17 protein-coding genes and 1 riboswitch are annotated in these 16,697 nt (G+C 58.1%); of the genes, 10 read left to right on the plus strand and 7 right to left on the minus strand.

Annotated elements, in window-relative coordinates; genetic code table 11:
* The first annotated feature begins 3 nt into the window (after positions 1-3).
* The 4 genes from ddpX to AC6I8F_RS19880 all read left to right on the plus strand — a co-directional run bounded on the left by ddpX (position 4) and on the right by AC6I8F_RS19880 (position 4,214).
* Complete coding sequence (ddpX, locus tag AC6I8F_RS19865) at positions 4-594, plus strand: D-alanyl-D-alanine dipeptidase (protein ID WP_282955313.1); 591 nt, start codon at positions 4-6, stop codon at positions 592-594.
* A 74-nt stretch (positions 595-668) separates the two neighbouring features.
* A riboswitch (TPP riboswitch) is annotated at positions 669-798 on the plus strand.
* Between the two features lie 95 nt (positions 799-893).
* Positions 894-1,976: a LuxE/PaaK family acyltransferase gene (locus AC6I8F_RS19870; protein ID WP_498029014.1), complete on the plus strand. Its 1,083-nt coding sequence runs from the start codon at positions 894-896 to the stop codon at positions 1,974-1,976.
* Entirely contained in the window at positions 1,973-3,421 is a 1,449-nt protein-coding gene (locus tag AC6I8F_RS19875; protein WP_498028946.1) for an acyl-CoA reductase, read from the plus strand. Before AC6I8F_RS19870 ends, AC6I8F_RS19875 begins: the two co-directional genes overlap by 4 nt.
* 19 nt (positions 3,422-3,440) lie before the next feature.
* Positions 3,441-4,214 (plus strand): SDR family oxidoreductase, encoded by a 774-nt coding sequence (locus tag AC6I8F_RS19880; RefSeq protein ID WP_498028947.1) that lies wholly within the window; start codon positions 3,441-3,443, stop codon positions 4,212-4,214.
* Positions 4,215-4,273: 59 nt separating this feature from the next.
* Here AC6I8F_RS19880 and AC6I8F_RS19885 read toward each other — a convergent pair whose 3' ends face one another.
* Both AC6I8F_RS19885 and AC6I8F_RS19890 read right to left on the minus strand, forming a co-directional pair.
* Positions 4,274-4,606, minus strand: a complete 333-nt coding sequence (locus tag AC6I8F_RS19885) for a four-helix bundle copper-binding protein (protein WP_058770486.1) — start codon at positions 4,604-4,606, stop codon at positions 4,274-4,276.
* Between the two features lie 494 nt (positions 4,607-5,100).
* Positions 5,101-5,265: a con-10 family general stress protein gene (locus AC6I8F_RS19890; RefSeq protein ID WP_010615780.1), complete on the minus strand. Its 165-nt coding sequence runs from the start codon at positions 5,263-5,265 to the stop codon at positions 5,101-5,103.
* A gap of 490 nt (positions 5,266-5,755) precedes the next feature.
* On the opposite strand from AC6I8F_RS19890, the gene AC6I8F_RS19895 reads away from it, so the two are divergent.
* The gene (locus AC6I8F_RS19895) at positions 5,756-6,262 is read left to right on the plus strand and encodes a DUF892 family protein (RefSeq protein WP_058770487.1); all 507 of its coding nucleotides are present in this window, start codon (positions 5,756-5,758) and stop codon (positions 6,260-6,262) included.
* An 18-nt stretch (positions 6,263-6,280) separates the two neighbouring features.
* Here the strand turns inward: AC6I8F_RS19895 and AC6I8F_RS19900 are convergent, their stop codons facing one another.
* Complete coding sequence (locus AC6I8F_RS19900) at positions 6,281-7,243, minus strand: PDR/VanB family oxidoreductase (protein WP_059011985.1); 963 nt, start codon at positions 7,241-7,243, stop codon at positions 6,281-6,283.
* Between the two features lie 10 nt (positions 7,244-7,253).
* Positions 7,254-8,285, minus strand: a complete 1,032-nt coding sequence (hpxD, locus tag AC6I8F_RS19905; protein WP_059011986.1) for a molybdenum cofactor-independent xanthine hydroxylase subunit HpxD — start codon at positions 8,283-8,285, stop codon at positions 7,254-7,256.
* A gap of 137 nt (positions 8,286-8,422) precedes the next feature.
* Between hpxD and AC6I8F_RS19910 the strand changes: the two genes are divergently transcribed.
* The gene (locus tag AC6I8F_RS19910) at positions 8,423-9,349 is read left to right on the plus strand and encodes a LysR family transcriptional regulator (protein ID WP_498008363.1); all 927 of its coding nucleotides are present in this window, start codon (positions 8,423-8,425) and stop codon (positions 9,347-9,349) included.
* A 6-nt stretch (positions 9,350-9,355) separates the two neighbouring features.
* Here the strand turns inward: AC6I8F_RS19910 and AC6I8F_RS19915 are convergent, their stop codons facing one another.
* The 3 genes from AC6I8F_RS19915 to AC6I8F_RS19925 all read right to left on the minus strand — a co-directional run bounded on the left by AC6I8F_RS19915 (position 9,356) and on the right by AC6I8F_RS19925 (position 11,977).
* The gene (locus AC6I8F_RS19915) at positions 9,356-10,681 is read right to left on the minus strand and encodes an MFS transporter (RefSeq protein WP_249219514.1); all 1,326 of its coding nucleotides are present in this window, start codon (positions 10,679-10,681) and stop codon (positions 9,356-9,358) included.
* 268 nt (positions 10,682-10,949) lie between these two features.
* On the minus strand, positions 10,950-11,735 hold the full coding sequence (gene map, locus AC6I8F_RS19920) for a type I methionyl aminopeptidase (protein WP_150059739.1): 786 nt from the start codon (positions 11,733-11,735) through the stop codon (positions 10,950-10,952).
* Complete coding sequence (locus AC6I8F_RS19925; protein ID WP_010615787.1) at positions 11,732-11,977, minus strand: ParD-like family protein; 246 nt, start codon at positions 11,975-11,977, stop codon at positions 11,732-11,734. Before AC6I8F_RS19925 ends, map begins: the two co-directional genes overlap by 4 nt.
* Before the next feature lie 291 nt (positions 11,978-12,268).
* Here AC6I8F_RS19925 and AC6I8F_RS19930 point away from each other — a divergent pair, with 291 nt between their 5' ends.
* From AC6I8F_RS19930 to AC6I8F_RS19945, 4 genes are all read left to right on the plus strand, one after another.
* The gene (locus tag AC6I8F_RS19930) at positions 12,269-13,492 is read left to right on the plus strand and encodes a nitrate regulatory protein (RefSeq protein ID WP_021508714.1); all 1,224 of its coding nucleotides are present in this window, start codon (positions 12,269-12,271) and stop codon (positions 13,490-13,492) included.
* 262 nt (positions 13,493-13,754) lie between these two features.
* Positions 13,755-15,017 (plus strand): CmpA/NrtA family ABC transporter substrate-binding protein, encoded by a 1,263-nt coding sequence (locus AC6I8F_RS19935; protein ID WP_058770491.1) that lies wholly within the window; start codon positions 13,755-13,757, stop codon positions 15,015-15,017.
* Positions 15,017-15,889 carry a nitrate ABC transporter permease gene (ntrB, locus tag AC6I8F_RS19940; RefSeq protein WP_058758656.1) on the plus strand — a complete coding sequence of 291 codons (873 nt, stop codon included), beginning with the start codon at positions 15,017-15,019 and terminating at the stop codon, positions 15,887-15,889. The genes AC6I8F_RS19935 and ntrB overlap by 1 nt, the downstream gene beginning before the upstream one ends.
* Before the next feature lie 10 nt (positions 15,890-15,899).
* Complete coding sequence (locus AC6I8F_RS19945) at positions 15,900-16,688, plus strand: ABC transporter ATP-binding protein (RefSeq protein ID WP_021508711.1); 789 nt, start codon at positions 15,900-15,902, stop codon at positions 16,686-16,688.
* The last annotated feature ends 9 nt before the right edge of the window (positions 16,689-16,697 follow it).

A 16,697-nucleotide genomic window follows, 5' to 3' on the forward strand; every position in this document is an offset into this window, starting at 1 on the left:
ACAGTGCAGGACGTTGAATTAATCGATTTGGCTGCCACCTTGCCTGGCCTGATATTTGATCTGAAATACGCCACCGCCGATAACATCGCCGGGTATGCCATTTATCGCGACGCGCAGGCGCTGCTGCATCCGGATGCCGCAGCCGCGCTGCGCCGCAGCTGCGATATCGCCCGGCTGGCGGGATTTCGCCTGCTGGTGCTGGACGCGTATCGTCCGCAGCAGGCGCAGTGGCACTTGTGGGATGCCTGTCCGGACGCGGATTATGTGGTGCCACCGGCGCGGGGCTCGAATCACAGCCGCGGCGTGGCGATCGATGTGACGCTGGTGGATGAGGCGGACAACATTCTGGAAATGGGGACCGGGTTTGACGACATGTCTGCTGAGTCGCACCCGTTCCATCCCAACGTGCCGCAGCAGGCGCAGCGCCATCGCCTGTTGCTGAACGCCATCATGCTCGGCGGCGGTTTTGTCGGCATGCCCACCGAATGGTGGCACTTTGAACTGCCGGATGCGCAAAACTATCCGCTGCTCAGCGATCGCTTTGCCTGCGTCAGCCGGGCTGATCGCGCTCCTGTGAATGATATTGCGCGTTAATAATCGCGTTGCTGAAGCGGGGGGTTCTGCGCCTTCCCGCCTTGACATGCCCTCCGTTCCGACCCCAGAATGCAGCTTGTTCCAAGGGGTGCCCTGTTAGAGGGCTGAGATTCTACCCGCGCGGCTGTCACGGCCGGCAACGTAGTGACCCTCTGAACCTGATCCGGCTAATACCGGCGTAGGGATGTGGAACCGGGGTCACTGCACGCCCTCATTCCCTCTTTGCGCCTTTCTGCGAATTCTGCGCATCACTCAGCCCCTGGCTGGCCGTTATGCCGCAGTCCAAAGAGGGCACCTTCATGACCGAAGCGTCAATCATCGCCGCGCTGCTGGCGTTTATGCAGCGCCAGGAAACCACCGAAGCGGATTTCAACCAGCTGGCGCTGCAGCTGTTCGCGTGGCAATTCGAACACAATCTCCCTTACGCCCGTTTCGCCCGCCAGCGCGGCCGTACGCCGCTGACGGTCAAACAGTGGCGGCAGATTCCGGCGGTGCCGATTACGGCGTTTAAAGATCTGACGCTGAGCTGCCGTCCGGCGGCGGAGATTCCCCACATCTTTATGACCAGCGGCACCACGGGGACCGGCCGGGGGCGCAGCTATCACCCCACGCTGGCGGTTTACGATCGCTCGATGCTGATCAATTTCCGCCAGCGCTTTATGGCCGGATATCCGCGCCTGCCGATGGCGATCCTGTTTCCGCACAGCAGCGAGCTGCCGCACTCTTCGCTGGCCCATTATCTGACGCTGGCGATGCAAGAATGTGGCACGCCAGACAGCGAAGTGATGGTGGATGCGCAGGGGCTGAAACTGCCGCGTCTGATCGCCGCGCTGGAGCAGGCACAGGCCAGCGGCCAACCCTATGCCCTGCTGGGTGCCAGCTACAGTTTTGTCCATCTGCTGGACGAACTGGCGCGTCAGCAGCGGCGTTTCAGGCTGCCGCCGGGCAGCCGCATCCTCGACACCGGGGGTTTTAAGGGCCAGTCGCGTGAAGTTGCGGCGGAAGCGTTTTATAGCGCGCTGCAGCAGACGCTCGGCGTGCCGCGTTCGCACTGCATCAATATGTACGGCATGACTGAACTCAGCACGCAGTTTTACGATGCCGGCAATGAAATCTGCCCGCCGGTGAAATCCGGACCGCACTGGATTCGCACGCGCGTGGTCAACCCGCTGACCGGTGCGGACGTGCCGGAAGGTGAGACAGGCGTACTGGTGCATCACGATCTCGCCCATTTCAATTCTGTTTCCGCCATTCTGACCGAAGATGCCGGCGTGATGGTGCCCGGCGGGTTTCAGCTGCTGGGCCGCGTCGCGGGCGCCGATGCCAAAGGCTGCTCGCTGGCGATGGAATCGTTTCTCGCTGCCGCGCAGGCGCGGGCATGAAACTGTATGCCGGCCATCTGCCGGGCATCCGCCACAGCGAGGTGGCGTGGCACAGCCTGCACTTTGGCCAGCAGGGCAGCGCGCTGGAAGTGTGCGTGCCAGTGCTGTCCGAGGCGCAGATTGCCACGCTGGCGGCCAGCGTACGTGATAACGCGCGCCGCTACCTGCACACCCTGAGCGTAGCGCGCATCACCGCGTTGATTGATGAAGCCATCGCGCGCCTGCTTGACCGTTCGCACCCGGTGCGCCAGCAGGCGGAGCGGTTGCTGCCGCTGGTTACCGGCTATGACGCCGACATGCTGCGGCTCGGTTTAACCGGCTATCTCAAAACCTTCCGTGAACCGCAGCTGCGGCGTTTTCTGGCGGAGGATTTCGGCAACGTGCAGATGCTGGACGATTTTCAGCCGCGGCCAAAAGGCGGCTTTGCCCGCGCGTTTGGTCCACAGCTGTTGCTGCAGGTCTGGGCCGGCAATGTGCCGGGTTTGCCGCTGTGGAGCCTGATTGCCGGCCTGCTGGTGAAGGCGGGAAGCGTGGGCAAAGTGGCGAGCGCTGAGCCGCTGATGGCGGGCTGGTTCGCCCAGCTGCTGGCGGCGATCGATCCGCAGCTGGGCGACTGTCTGGCCGTTGTATGGTGGCAGGGCGGTGATGAACGCACCGAGCAGCAGTGGTTCCGCGAGGCAGACGTGGTGATGGCTTATGGCGGAGAAGCCGTGCTGACGGCGATGCAGCGGCGTCTGCCGCCAGCCACGCGCTTTCTGCCGCACGGCCACAAAATCAGTTTTGGCATGGTGGCGCGGTCGGCGCTGGACGTGCGGCGCGGTCCGGCGCTGGCGCGTCAGGTGGCTTACGATGTGATGCGCTATGACCAGGCCGGCTGTTACTCGCCGCAGGCGCTGTTTATTGAGCGCGGTGGCCGGATGTCGCCGCAGGAGTTTGCTGCTTATCTCGCCCATGAACTTGCCGCACTGGCACAGCGCTATCCGCGCGCGACGCTGACGCTGGGTGAAAGTCAGGCTGTAGCCGCGTGGCGCAACGCGGAGGAAATGCGTGCGCTGAGCGGTGACCGCACGCTGTATGGTGATGAGCACGATGCCTGGGCGGTGGTGTACGTCGACAAGCCGGAGCCGCTACAACCGGGCGCGCTCGGACGCACGCTGAAGGTGATTGCCGTGGATACGCTGGAGGAGACGGTGAGCTGGGTGGCCGCGCAGCGCGCGTATCTGCAAAGCGTTGGCCTCGCGGCCGCGCCCGAGACGCTGTTTCGGCTGGCGGCGCAGCTCGGGGCGGCGGGCGTCACGCGCATCACGGCGCTGGGTAACATGACTTCACCGGAGGCGGGCTGGCATCACGATGGCCGCTTTAGCCTGCTGGATCTGGTCACCCTGTGCGAAATCGAACAGGCGGCGGAAACCGCCGCTGAACATTATGCGCCCTATCTTGACTGAGCGGGCGTGGAGAAACGCAATGAAATTCAGCAATCACACCGTGCTGGTGACCGGCGCCAGTCGCGGTATTGGCGCCGCCATTGCCCAGGCCTTTGCCGCCGAAGGCGCGTTTGTCGTGGTCAACTATTTACGTAATCACGACGCCGCTGCGCAGGTAGTCGCGGCCTGTGAAGCACAGGGCGGGGGGGCACTGGCGATTGCCGCCGATGTAACCTGTGCCGCACAGGTAGCCGATATGATGCAGCAGATCGAGGCCGCTACCGGGCGACTGGATGTGGTGGTGAACAATGCCTTCGCACCTTATCGCTTCGATCCCGACCGGCGCCAGCGCTTCTGGGAAACGTCCTGGTCTGCTTACCAGACGCAGTTTGATGGCGCAGTGAACGCCTGCTACAACGTGTGTCAGGCGGCCTTGCCGCTGATGCGCCGCCGCGCGCGCGGCAGTATCATCAATCTGGTGAGTGATTTGATCGCCCGGCCAGCGGTGGCTTATCACGGCTATATCACCGCAAAAACCGCGCTGACGGGCTTTAGCCGGACGCTGGCGGCCGAACTGGGGGCGCTGGGTATTCGGGTGAACTGCGTGGCGCCGGGACTGGTGTATCCCACCGATGCCAGTCAGCATACGCCAGAAGCGGTACGCCATGCGCTGACAGCGCAAACGCCGCTCGGACGACTGGCGCGCGCTGCGGATATCACCGGGCCGGTGCTGTTTCTGGCATCAGCGTGGAGCGAATTTGTCACCGGCCAGACGCTGTATGTCGATGGCGGTTTGGTGATGCAGGATCATTAAGCCAGGTCGCCAGTCGCCGCACTGGCGACCTGCCACCGCCCGCCCGGTACCTCAATCCCTTATTCCGCCATGCCCACCGTCATGCAGCTATCTGCGCATTGCAGGCAAATTTCAGCACAGGTCTGACAGTGCGGATGCTGGTGCTTCTGGCACTCCCAGCCGGCCAGCTGACAGGCCATCGACGTGATGGTACAGAGCTGCTCGCTCAGTTCACTCTGGGCAGCCAGCAGTTGGGCGGTTACGCGACACAGCGCCGCGCACTGCTGATTCAGGCTAATGCAGACGCTCATCTCACTGGCGTCAGCGTCCAGCAGACAAGCCGCTGCACAGTGGTCGCAGGCGGTCGCGCAGCGATAGCACAGCGCAATACAGTCATTGAGGTCAGCGTTTATGCGTTTCCCTTAGCGTCAGGTTAATAGCGACGCAATAGTGAGCGTGAATGGAGAATTTAGCTAAAAGCGGGGTGATATCAAGCGGATAGCGGGTAATTAATCCATGTAAGGTGCATTGCGTATGCAATAATTCCTTAAATATTGCGGAGTTAGCCAATTGTAAGCTTGTGTATATATATCAGCCCGGGTAATTAACGCAGATTAAATAAAAGTGTACAACTCTGCGTGGCTTGTACAAATATAGGGTGCCTGAAGCTGATAGTTAGATAATCAATGATTTAATTTTGGGATAAATAAACTGAAAAGCGGTCGCTGATAAGCGAAGCGGTAAATAACGCAGGATCGCTGAAGATTTGATCGATTAATTGTTTTCGGATGGGAAAATTACTCTCCTGACAAGGTTAGACGTGCGTTTAAGCGAAGCGTAAACGCGATGTCAGGAGAGCACAGTGCAAAAGTTATCGAGGTTAAATCAATACAAAGATGGGGAGTAGTTATTTACGACGACTGATCTTTCCTCCCTTCCTGCCGGCTTCAATGGCGCGCTGTGGGTCATTTTTGAAGTTACCACCACTGACCTGACCGCCTTTGCGGCCTGCTTCAGCCGCGCGCTCCTTATCGGCGGCGAAGTTGCCTGAACCCCCACGACGTTGCGTCACTTTTTCTTCCTCTTCAGGTTTCTTCTTTGGATCCTTCATTTTTTCCTCTCTGTTCATACCCGCATGAAGCAAAAATAAATGTAGCGATGTTTTTACCATAATCAAGCCAGGAATAATCTTAACTTTTAATTTACAGCACGTTGGTTGTTTAACGATGAGTCAATTTCAGCTGATTTATTCCGGCAAATCATTTGGGGGGGAATTGTTAACATTTTACTTTCATAAAGGGAAGCGTTCTTTTAGCGGCGCTAATGTGAATTGATGACGTTGTGACAATTAACCGCTGTCGCATTTCTTAAAAACCTTTCTTGCACAGCCCGGCTTGCTTGCTACGTTTAATTAAGTTGTTCGCCTGGACTTAATTAGCGCTTCGCTTATTTTTCAGATAACCAGCCTGAAAGCGATGAGGTCAAAGCGGGCTGCCCGATCAGGGATCCGTCTCTGACGCCGTTGAGGTAGATCGCCCGTGTCATTCACTTTGGAGCAAACCATGACGAAGGAATCTGTATATCTGGACTGGCTGCGCGATGCGCATGCTATGGAGAAACATGCGGAGAGCCTGCTGAAGGCGGCTGCATCACGTCTGACGGATCATCCCGCGTTGCAGGCGCGTATTGAGCAGTATCTTGAGCAGAGCCGTGACCAGCAGCAGCAGGTGAAAACGCTGCTGCGCCAGTATGACAGCAGCTGGTCGGTGCTGAAGGAGTCGTTAGGCCGGATGTCGGCGGTCGGTCAGGCCGCCAGCGATATGCTGCAGGATGAAGAGGGCATCCGTGTGGCCGTCAGCAGCTACGTGTTCTGTAACTATAAAATCGCCACCTACTCGACGTTGCTGGTGGCCGCAGAGCAGGCGGAAGAGGGGGAGGATGTCAGGATTGTGCGGCGCATTCTGCAGCAGGAAAGCCAGATGGCCAGCTGGCTGCTGCAACTGCTGCCACAGGCGGCAGAGGAAGCCATTGTGCTACGTACGGAACCTGAGCTTTCCGGCACGGATTAAGTCATTCTGCGGCGCGCCCTAGAGATCAATCACCAGTTCCGCCGATTTGCTGCGCGAGCAGCATAAGGCGATGTACTGCTCCGGGGCGCTTTTTTCGCTGTCAGACTGCACGGTATCGCGGTGATCGATCTCTCCGGCGGTGACCCGCGTCAGGCAGGCGCCGCACATGCCCATCTCGCAGGAGAGCGGAACGTCGACGCCATGCTCCAGCAGCACCGTGGCAATGGTTTTGTCAGGCGGAATGGTACATTGCTGCCCACTGCGTGCCAGCGTCACGGTAAAGCCCTCTTCCGCGCCAGCCGTGCGGGCGGCAGGTTTGAACGCTTCAGCGTGAATATTGGCGCTGTCCCAGCCGCGCGCCAGCGCCTGCTGCTGCATGTGCGTCATAAACCCTTCCGGCCCGCACAGGTACAGATGCGTGTCGGCGGCAGCATCAAGCAGTTCCGCCGGTGGATAATCACGTGCGCTGCGACCTTCGCTGCTATACCAGATTTCACAAAATCCATGCTGAAAACGCTGCGCCAGTTCGGCGGCAAAAGCTTCATCACCGCGCTGGCGCACAAAGTAATGCAGCACAAAAGGCACGGCGGCGGCCTCCAACGCCAGCGCCATGGCGTACAGCGGCGTAATGCCAATTCCGGCCGCCAGCAAAATGACTTTAGCGGCCGGTTGCAGCGGAAACAGGTTGCGCGGTGGCGAAATCGCAATCGTCTGGCCGGGGCGCAGCGTGTCGTGCACGTAGCGCGATCCCCCGCGAGATTGCCCGTCGCGGGCAATACAGATTTGGTAGCCGCGCGCGTCATCGCAGCGTCCGGTCAGTGAGTACTGACGTATCAGGCCATCACGCAGGTGGACATCAATGTGCGCACCCGGTTGCCAGTCCGGCAGCGGCTGGCCATTTTCCGCCACCAGCGTGACGCTGAGATTGTGACGTCCCTGACGATACAGGCCATCCACCACCACATTCAGCAGATCACTCATCGTTGCCTCCTTACACCAGGAAAAATTCGCCGAAGCCCATGCGCTTCAGGCCACGGCGATAAGCAATGGAGCTGCGATCGGCAGGAATATGCGCTTCCAGAGCCAGGTCGAGCGGCAAACGCTCCGGCTGCTGGGTTTCCACCATCAGGCGATCTTCCTCGAACACGCGCTGATTGAAGGCGTGCACCTCTTCGACCGGGATGTGCAGGTCAAAATTACGCGCGATGGGCGCAAACATGCGCGTTTTGCGCGCCGACACCGGCGACGCGGCATTCATGATCACCAGGCGCGATTCGCCGGGGAAATGAATGGTCAGCGTGGCGGTAAACGGCAGATGCATCTCGAAATGACGCAGCCAGCTAAATCCTTCCGGCGCCTGCTGCGGACTGTCAGCGGCAAAGTTACTCACTGAACTCCAGTAATCCACGGCAAAACCGGTCTCGGTCTCGACCGGGTTATAGGCAGGCACTACCTGGTTGTTGGGATCGGCGAAGGTTTCCGTGTGCACCCAGGCGAAGTGCGCCACATCCAGAAAACCTTCCACCTGGCGTCCGGCAAAGCCGTTGACGTCAAAACCGGGGCAGTTGATCTGTTGAAAACCGGCATCATTCCAGTGCGGCATGGTGGGCAGCGGCGCGGGCTGGTCAGCATCCGGCGCGAGGCACACCCAAATCAGACCAAAGCGCTCTTCCACCGCGTAACTGATCAGATTGAGTTTGGCCGGAATCGGCTGATCGGGGCTGGACGGAATGCGGTTGCAGCGGCCATCGGCACCAAAACGCAAGCCGTGATAAGGGCAGACGATTCCCTCTTCATCGTGAAAACCCAGTGTCAGCGGCACGCCACGATGCGGGCAGACGTCGCGTGCTGCCACCACCTGGCCATGCAGACGGTACAGCACCAGTTGTTCGTCCAGCAGCACCGCTTTGGTCGGTGCGCCGGCGATATCACAGGAACGGGCAACCGGATGCCACTGTCGCGCCAGACGCAGCCAGTCATCAGGTTCAAACGTGCAGTGTGCGGGAGGCGTAATGTTATTCATGCTGTTGTCCTGTCAGGTGCTCACATAAGGCGAAATAGAAGGCTTCATTTTTGTCAGGACATTGTTAATATGCTTGCCTGTGCAAATCCATCAGCAAGAATGCAGCCAGGTGTTGCAAAAAACCGTACAGGTGAGCAATGAGCCCGTTTTCCCGCTTTGCCGTCTATTTTGCCGAAGTGGCGCGCAGTGGCAGTTTGCGCAAAGCCGCTGAGCAACTGCACGTTTCCGCTTCTGCCATTAACCGGCAGATTCTGCAGGCGGAAGAGAGTTTTGGTACGCCGCTGTTCGAACGTTTGCCGGAAGGGCTGCGCATGACCACCGCCGGAGAATTGCTGTATGACGATGTGATGCGCTGGCAGCGTGAGTTTCGCGTCACGCGGCAGCGTTTCGATGATATTCAGGGACTCAAGCGCGGTAACGTCACGGCCGGGCTGGTGCAGTCGCTGACCAAAGGCAGCGTGGCAGACGCCATCGCCGATATCGCACGCCAGCATCAGTGGCTGCGGCTGGAGCTGACGGTAGACAACAGCCACCGCATCAGCCAGATGATTCGCCAGTCGGAAATCGATTTTGGCCTGATTCTCGATCCCGCCGGGCAGAGCGGACTGGAAGTGCTGGCGTTTGCCGAACTGGAGATGGGCGTGGTGATGGCCGCCGACCATCCGCTTAGCAAGAGGCCGCTGCTGTCGCTCAGCGAACTCAGTCATGAGCGACACATTGTGCCTGGCGCCGCGCTGGTGGTCCACGAACGTGTCGATGCGCTGTACCGCAAGCAGGGCCTGGCGCCGGAAAACATTATCGCCTGTAACGACATCCGCCTGATTCGCAGCCTGATCGCGCAGGGCACCGGCATCAGCGTGCTGAGCCTGCTGGACGTAATGACCGAGGTGCAGGAGAATCAGCTCTGCTTTGTACCGCTCAGGCACAGCGTGATGCGACCGCTGACCCTGGCGCTGTGTACTGCGCCGTCGCGCCAGCTATCGCGGGCGGCGCAGATGGTGATTCAGCGCATGACCGAGGTGATTGAGGAGATGGCCAGCGTCAGGCCCGCAGGCGGGCCGTAATCACGTTCAGTGCCCGGTTTCGGCATGCGGCGCGCGGGTTTTGCTGGCACCGGCGCCGCCCGATGGACGGGCGATAATAATACCGAGAATACCGCCGGCAATTAGCGCTATCGCCACAATCAGCAATCCTGAGTGATAACTTTGCGTCGCATCTTTCATTTTTCCCAGCAGCGGCGGTAAACCCAGTCCGACAAAGTTTGCCACCGTATTGATAAAGGCAATCGATGCCGCAGCGGCTACGCCAGCTAATTTTTCCGTCGTCACGGCCCAGAATATTGGCGTCAGGGCAAAGTTAAGCCCGACGGTGAAGACCAGCAAAATATAAGCCAGCAGCAGGCTGCCCGAATAAATCGCGCCGGTTAATGCCAGGCCCGATAAAATTAATGGCAAGCCCATATGCCAGGCGCGTTCACCGCTGCGATCGGAATGGCGTCCGTTTAAATACATAAATACGCAGGCCATCACAAAGGGCAGGGCGGATAACAGGCTGATAATAAAATTGCTCTGCTCTGCGGCCATGCTTTTAATAATCAACGGCATAAACAACGTAATACCGATCGAGCCAAACGCCTGTAAGAACCACACCAGACTGAGCAATAACACCGTGCGATCTTTTAATGCCTGCAGCCAGGAGTGGTTCTTATTCAGGGTAACACCCAGATTGTCCTGTTCGAGGCGCTGACGCAGCCAATGTTTTTGCGGTGTAGTTAACCAGACAGCATCGTCGGGCTTATCGGGTAAGCGCCACAGCACCAGACAACCAAGCACCACTGCGGGAATGCCTTCCAGCGCGAAAAGCCAGCGCCAGCCTGCGATATCGGCAATGCCATGCATATTGAGAATGGCACCGGAAATGGGCAGACCAATAATCGACGCGCCCACCGATCCCATATAAAAGAAAGACATTGCACGTGCGCGGTTACTTTTAGGGAACCAGCAGGAAATATAATAGATAATACCCGGCGCAAAACCGGCTTCGGCCATACCGAGTAAAAAACGCATCACGTATAACTGATTGGCGCTATGAACCAGCGCCATGCCGGTACTGACAATGCCCCAGGTAATCATAATGCGCGCTATCCAGCGCCGGGCACCGACTTTGGTCATAATGACATTGCTGGGAATCTCAAACAGAATGTAGGAAATATAGAACATGCCGACACCGAGGCCGTACATGCTGGTGGTAAGCCCGAGATCGGCATTCATTTGCAGCGCAGCGATAGAGATATTGGTTTTATCGAGATTAGCGACAAAATAACAGATCACGATAAACGGGATGATGCGCTTATTTAATTGACTCAACGTAGAACCAGAAACATCGGAACTTATCATATCCACCTCGTCACGCAGCATTACGCCACTCCGCGCCGGCAGACAGGCGCAAGGGTAGCGATGTCATGAATGATCTGTTTCGCTTGCTAAGCAATAAATGAAGTGCAGCCGAAAATAAAAATCATTTTATTTCGGCCACGCGGCAGCATTAACTATGCCGATAGTGATATTGCACATGAGCGATATAAATCGTCATGAGTAAGAAGTGTAGTACAATCTATTTTGATTGTACTACAATAGAGATCACAGATTGGACGATTGGCAGGCGTTAAACGATCGCGGCGTAATCACCGGTACCCTCCGGCCAGGGTGTGAGCAGGTCGAAGCCGGTATCCGTGACGGCGACAGTGTGCTCCCACTGCGCGGACAGGGAGCGATCTTTGGTCACCACCGTCCAGCCATCAGACAGCACGCTGGTGCCCGCTTTGCCGGCGTTAATCATGGGCTCAATGGTAAAAATCATGCCAGCCTGCAGCGCCAGCCCCTGGCCCGGCGTGCCGTAATGCAAAATTTGCGGATCGCCGTGGTAGATCTCGCCGACGCCGTGACCGCAATACTCGCGTACCACGGAAAAACCGGCCTTTTCAGCGACCTGCTGAATAGCCGCACCGATATCGCCCAGCGTTGCACCGGGTTTCACCACCCGAATGCCTGCCACCATTGATTCATACGTCACGTCAACCAGGCGCTTAGCGCGTACCGAAGGCTGACCGACGAAATACATGCGGCTGGTGTCGCCGTACCAGCCGTCTTTGATGACCGCCACGTCGATATTGACGATGTCGCCGTCTTTGAGCTTTTTCTCGCCCGGAATCCCGTGGCACACCACGTGATTAACCGAGGTGCAAACGGTACGGGTATAACCCTGATAGCCAATGTTAGCCGGAATGACCTTTAGCTCATTGACAATATAGTCGTGACAGCGGCGATCCAGTTCATCGGTGGTGACGCCGGGTTTCACCCAGGGCGCGATCATCTCCAGGACTTTGGCGGCGGCGTGACCGGCGGCACGCGCCCGTTCAATCTCTTCAGCGGTATGCAGTTTGATACTCATTGCGCGATTCCCTGCGGAATAAAGGAAGGTTGGTCAAGCAGCTGCGCCAGTTCAGCGCCGCCATCACGTTCGACCCGCATCAGCAGACGCGTCAGTTCCTGATGGCTGAGCTGCGGATAAAGTTCGGCCAGCATGCCGATTTTCATCCAGTGCTCCGCCTGCGCGTTGATCGAACGACTGAGCGCCGTGCTGGCGATGCGCAGATTCTCATGCATTAAATCCGAAATTTTGACGATACCCATGGCTGGCCTTTATATGAAACGTATATGCTATGTATATAGCATATCCACAACGGCATGATTTGCAAGCTCAGATTTTCAGCTGTGCGTAAATTTGCGAAATTTGTCAGAAAATCAAATACATTGTTTAGACCACTACGTTCTCGTCTCCACGCGGACCGGGATACTTTTTGGTCATAGAAAGATTTTTATGACCGGGCAGCCGCTGCGATTCTCGTGAAGAGAAATGAGGTGATACGAAAACGGCACGGCTTTTGCTTGACTCACTTTTTGGCATCAAAGGGTGGGGGAGCAATGGATGACGCACTGAGTTGGTTACAGGCCTCAAGGCAAAGCGATATTGCCAGCCTGCAACGCCTTCGCCAGACCGGCAAACTCATTACCACCGTCAGCGAGCTGGTGCATCAGCTTCAGCGCGAGCGGGGGGCGAGCAATCTGTGGATATGTTCAGAAGGCAGGCTTTACGGCGAGCAGCGGCTCGCCAGTGAGCAGGATGTGACGCGCTGCCAACGGGATTTTTGCCAGGCCTTACCCAGGGTTGAAGCCCAGCCGGGATACAGCCGCTTCTGCAACCTGATCGCCGCCGCGCTGCAGGCCCTGGCCGGATTACCGGCGTTGCGCCAGCAGATTACGCAACAGCAGATCGCGCACGCGCAGGCCGTTGCGGCGTTCAGTACCATTATCCGTAGCTTACTGAACCTGGTTTTTGAGGCCGCCGACACCGCCAGCCATCCTGACATTACCCGCGCGCTCATTGCGCTGTTCAGCTTTATGCAGGGCAAAGAGCTGACGGGACAGGAACGCGCCCTGGGAGCGGCCGGCTTTGCTGCCGGACAATTCAGCGCGGAGCAGCGCAGCGCCATGGTGGCCTTAATTGAAGCACAGGAACAAAGCTTTTCGACCTTCCAGCAGTTTGCCGATGAGGCGGTTTTACACCACTGGCAGCCGCTGGCGCAGGCCAGTCGTGAAATTGAACGACTGCGACGCATTGCCTGTACCGACGGTCGGCGGGACGACAGTGGCGCGCTGCACTGGTTTTCGCTGCTGTCACAGCGCATCGACCAAATGAAATTGCTGGAGGATCGGCTGTCAGCCACGCTGATGTTGCGCTGCCGCGAGGCGATCGCACTGGCACAGCATCAGGCAGCTGAACCTCTGCATGTGGCGCAGTCGGGCTGCGATTTTACATTATATGTCTCCGGGGTGGACTGGCTGCCCACCGAGTCCGGTGCGCTGAACAGCGACGGGCTGGCACCCCAGCTGGGTCGTTCACTGCTGTCGTTGATCACGGAGCAGTCTCAGCGTTTACAGCATCAGGCCAATGAGCTGGCCACCCTGCGCGCCACGCTGGAAGAGCGCAAACTGCTCGACCAGGCCAAAACCTGGCTGATGCAGCAGCATGGGCTGAGTGAAGAGCACGCCTGGCAACGGCTGCGTAAAAGCGCGATGGATCAGAATAAACGGCTACCGGAAATCGCCCAGGCGATCGTCACGGTGGCAGCCACAATGAAGAGATAACTCTAAAGCGTTAGCTGCACAATGCTTGTGCGTGGTCTGCGTCACAAACGTGCAAAATCGGTTAAAAAACCAGCCCGGCGAAAGCCCTGATCGCCACGCGCAGGGCCGTTTCAAAGCTGGCATGCAGTTTGCTTTACCCTATTAAGTGTATGCATTTGCTTTGCCAACGGCGGTAAAGCGAGTGCTTTTGGATAAAGGCGTCCATCTCCCTGTGAAAGCAGTGGAGAGGACGCCTTTTTTTATTTCCTGAGGGTGGCAAAAAATGAGCAAATCGCCAGTTTCACTGTCTCGACGTCAACTGCTGTTATCCAGCGCCGCCGCTGGCGGGCTGTGGCTGTTGCCGGGATTGCGCAACGCCGTATGGGCGGCGGGTTCCGATGCGCCAGAAAAAGCCACCGTGCGGGTGGGATTTATTCCACTGACCGACTGTGCGCCGGTCGTCATGGCCTCGGTGAAAGGCTTCGACAAAAAATATGGTCTGACGCTACAGCCCAGTAAAGAAGCCAGTTGGGCAGCCGTCCGCGACAAACTGATCTCTGGTGAGCTCGATGCGGCACACGTCCTGTACAGCATGATCTATGGCCTGCAACTGGGCGTTGCCGGCCCTCAGCATGCGATGGCGAACCTGATGACGCTCAATAACAATGGCCAGGCAATCTCCCTGTCGAACCAGCTTAAAGCGCAAAAGGTCACCGATGCCGCCAGCCTGAAAAAGACCATCGACAGCAAGGCCAAAGGCAGTCTCACCTTTGCGCATACCTTTCCGACCAGTACCCACGCGATGTGGCTCTACTACTGGCTGGCGAATGCCGGTATCAATCCATTTGATGACGTGCGCACTGTCGTCGTGCCGCCGCCGCAGATGGTGATGAATATGAAGATTGGCAATATGAGCGGCTTCTGTGTGGGCGAGCCGTGGAATCAGCGCGCTATCAGTGATGATATTGGTTTTACCGTCGCTACCAGTCAGCAGATTTGGCCCGATCACCCCGAAAAAATTCTTGGCACCCGCGCCGCGTGGGTGAAAGAGAACCCCAATACGGCGCGCGCGCTGACGGCGGCTGTCCTGGAGGCGGCACGCTGGATCGATGCCTCCGATGATAACCGCCGCGAAACGGCGCAGGTGCTGGCCGGACGCGCCTGGATCAACACCAAACCTGAGATTCTGCAGGGTCGCATGCTCGGCCAGTACGAAAACGGGCTGGGACAGAAATGGCAGGACCCGCATGCGATGCGCTTCTTCCATGACGGCAGCGTCAGTTTCCCGTATCTGTCCGATGGCATGTGGTTCCTCACCCAGCTTAAGCGCTGGGGAATGCTGACCGAGGATCCGGACTATCTGGACGTCGCAAAGCAGATCAACCGAATTGATATCTACAAACAGGCAGCGAGCGCCGTCGGCAACATCACGTTGCCCGGCAGTGAGATGCGCAGCAGCACCCTGATCGACGGCAAGGTGTGGGATGGCACGAATCCTGCCGTTTACGCCGCCAGCTTTGCCATTAACCACAAAGAGAGGTCGTGATGAAAAGCCAGACTCGCTCCCTGACGCAGCCTGAGACGCTGCCCACCCGGGCCACGGTGGTGCCCCTTCAGGTCACGCCAAAAAAGATGCGCTCGCCTGCGCGCCTGCGTCCGTTTTTGCAGCGTGCCATTCCCGCGCTGTGCGGTGTGATGCTTCTGCTTCTGATCTGGCAGATCGCGGCCCTTTCCAGCAAAGGCTTTCCCGGCCCGTACGCCACCTGGGAAGCGGCGAAAATCCTGTTCGCCGATCCGTTCTATAACAACGGCCCTAACGATCAGGGCATCGGCTGGAATGTGCTGGCCTCGCTGCAGCGCGTCGCTATCGGCTTTGGCCTGGCCGCGCTGGTGGGGATTCCCACAGGCTTTCTGCTGGGGCGTTTTGCCTTTGTGGCACGCATGTTCAATCCGGTTATCGCGCTACTGCGTCCGGTCAGCCCGCTGGCCTGGCTGCCTATCGGCCTGCTGCTGTTCCAGCGCGCCGAACCGGCCTCCAGCTGGACCATTTTTATCTGTTCTATCTGGCCGATGATTATTAATACCGCCGAAGGTGTACAGCGCATTCCACAGGATTACCTCAATGTGGCGCGCGTGCTGCAACTGTCGGAATGGACCATCCTGCGCCGCATCCTGTTTCCCGCCGTTCTGCCTGCGGTGCTGACCGGGGTCCGCCTGTCGATTGGTATCGCCTGGCTGGTGATCGTGGCTGCCGAAATGCTGACGGGAGGCCTGGGGATCGGCTTCTGGATCTGGAACGAGTGGAACAACCTCAATGTTGAAAACATCCTGATTGCCATTTTGCTGATTGGCGTCGTCGGCCTGCTACTGGAGCAGGGACTGATGCTGCTGGCGCGTCGCTTTAGCTGGGATAAATAAGGGGAACACTATGCAACCTATCATTCGTGTACAGCAGGTCAGCCAGCGTTTTACCACTTCCGGCGGCGATTTTCTGGCGCTCGATAATGTCAGCTTTGATATTCATCAGGGGGAAACCCTGAGCCTGATCGGCCACTCCGGCTGTGGTAAATCCACGCTGCTCAACCTGATCGCCGGTTTAACCCGACCTACCAGCGGCGTCCTGTTATGCGATAACCGCGAAGTCACCGGCCCCGGCCCTGAGCGCGCCGTTGTGTTTCAAAACCACTCGCTGTTGCCCTGGCTGACGGCGTATCAGAACGTTGAGCTGGCGGTAGAGCAGGTGTTTAAAGGCAAGATGAACAAGGCGGAAATGCGTGACTGGATCGAGCACAACCTGAACCAGGTGCAAATGAGTCATGCCATGCATAAACGCCCCGGCGAGATCTCCGGCGGCATGAAGCAGCGTGTCGGTATCGCCCGCGCGCTGGCAATGAAACCTCGCGTGCTGCTGCTCGACGAACCCTTCGGTGCGCTGGATGCCTTAACGCGCGCGCATCTGCAGGACAGCGTCATGCGCATCCAGCAGGCGCTGAACACCACCATCGTCCTGATTACCCATGATGTGGATGAAGCCGTGTTGCTGTCCGATCGGGTACTGATGATGACCAACGGTCCGGCGGCGCAGGTGGGCGATATCCTGACGATCGACCTGGTCCGGCCGCGTTCACGCGTGGCGCTGGCGGATGACGTGCGTTATCACCAGCTGCGCCAGAAAGTGCTGCATTTTCTCTACGAAAAACAGACTTCGGCGGCATAAGGACGACAC

It is taken from the genome of gamma proteobacterium symbiont of Axiagastus rosmarus (genome assembly GCF_059730925.1).

Excerpts from the sequence above, each read along its gene's own strand:
- AC6I8F_RS19870 (WP_498029014.1), top strand. The coding sequence starts at position 894 with ATGACCGAAGCGTCAATCATCGCCGCGCTGCTGGCGTTTATGCAGCGC.
- AC6I8F_RS19875 (WP_498028946.1), top strand. The coding sequence starts at position 1,973 with ATGAAACTGTATGCCGGCCATCTGCCGGGCATCCGCCACAGCGAGGTG.
- AC6I8F_RS19880 (WP_498028947.1), top strand. The coding sequence starts at position 3,441 with ATGAAATTCAGCAATCACACCGTGCTGGTGACCGGCGCCAGTCGCGGT.
- AC6I8F_RS19895 (WP_058770487.1), top strand. The coding sequence starts at position 5,756 with ATGACGAAGGAATCTGTATATCTGGACTGGCTGCGCGATGCGCATGCT.
- AC6I8F_RS19900 (WP_059011985.1), bottom strand. The coding sequence starts at position 7,243 with ATGAGTGATCTGCTGAATGTGGTGGTGGATGGCCTGTATCGTCAGGGA.
- hpxD (WP_059011986.1), bottom strand. The coding sequence starts at position 8,285 with ATGAATAACATTACGCCTCCCGCACACTGCACGTTTGAACCTGATGAC.
- AC6I8F_RS19910 (WP_498008363.1), top strand. The coding sequence starts at position 8,423 with ATGAGCCCGTTTTCCCGCTTTGCCGTCTATTTTGCCGAAGTGGCGCGC.
- AC6I8F_RS19915 (WP_249219514.1), bottom strand. The coding sequence starts at position 10,681 with ATGATAAGTTCCGATGTTTCTGGTTCTACGTTGAGTCAATTAAATAAG.
- map (WP_150059739.1), bottom strand. The coding sequence starts at position 11,735 with ATGAGTATCAAACTGCATACCGCTGAAGAGATTGAACGGGCGCGTGCC.
- AC6I8F_RS19925 (WP_010615787.1), bottom strand. The coding sequence starts at position 11,977 with ATGGGTATCGTCAAAATTTCGGATTTAATGCATGAGAATCTGCGCATC.
- AC6I8F_RS19930 (WP_021508714.1), top strand. The coding sequence starts at position 12,269 with ATGGATGACGCACTGAGTTGGTTACAGGCCTCAAGGCAAAGCGATATT.
- AC6I8F_RS19935 (WP_058770491.1), top strand. The coding sequence starts at position 13,755 with ATGAGCAAATCGCCAGTTTCACTGTCTCGACGTCAACTGCTGTTATCC.
- ntrB (WP_058758656.1), top strand. The coding sequence starts at position 15,017 with ATGAAAAGCCAGACTCGCTCCCTGACGCAGCCTGAGACGCTGCCCACC.
- AC6I8F_RS19945 (WP_021508711.1), top strand. The coding sequence starts at position 15,900 with ATGCAACCTATCATTCGTGTACAGCAGGTCAGCCAGCGTTTTACCACT.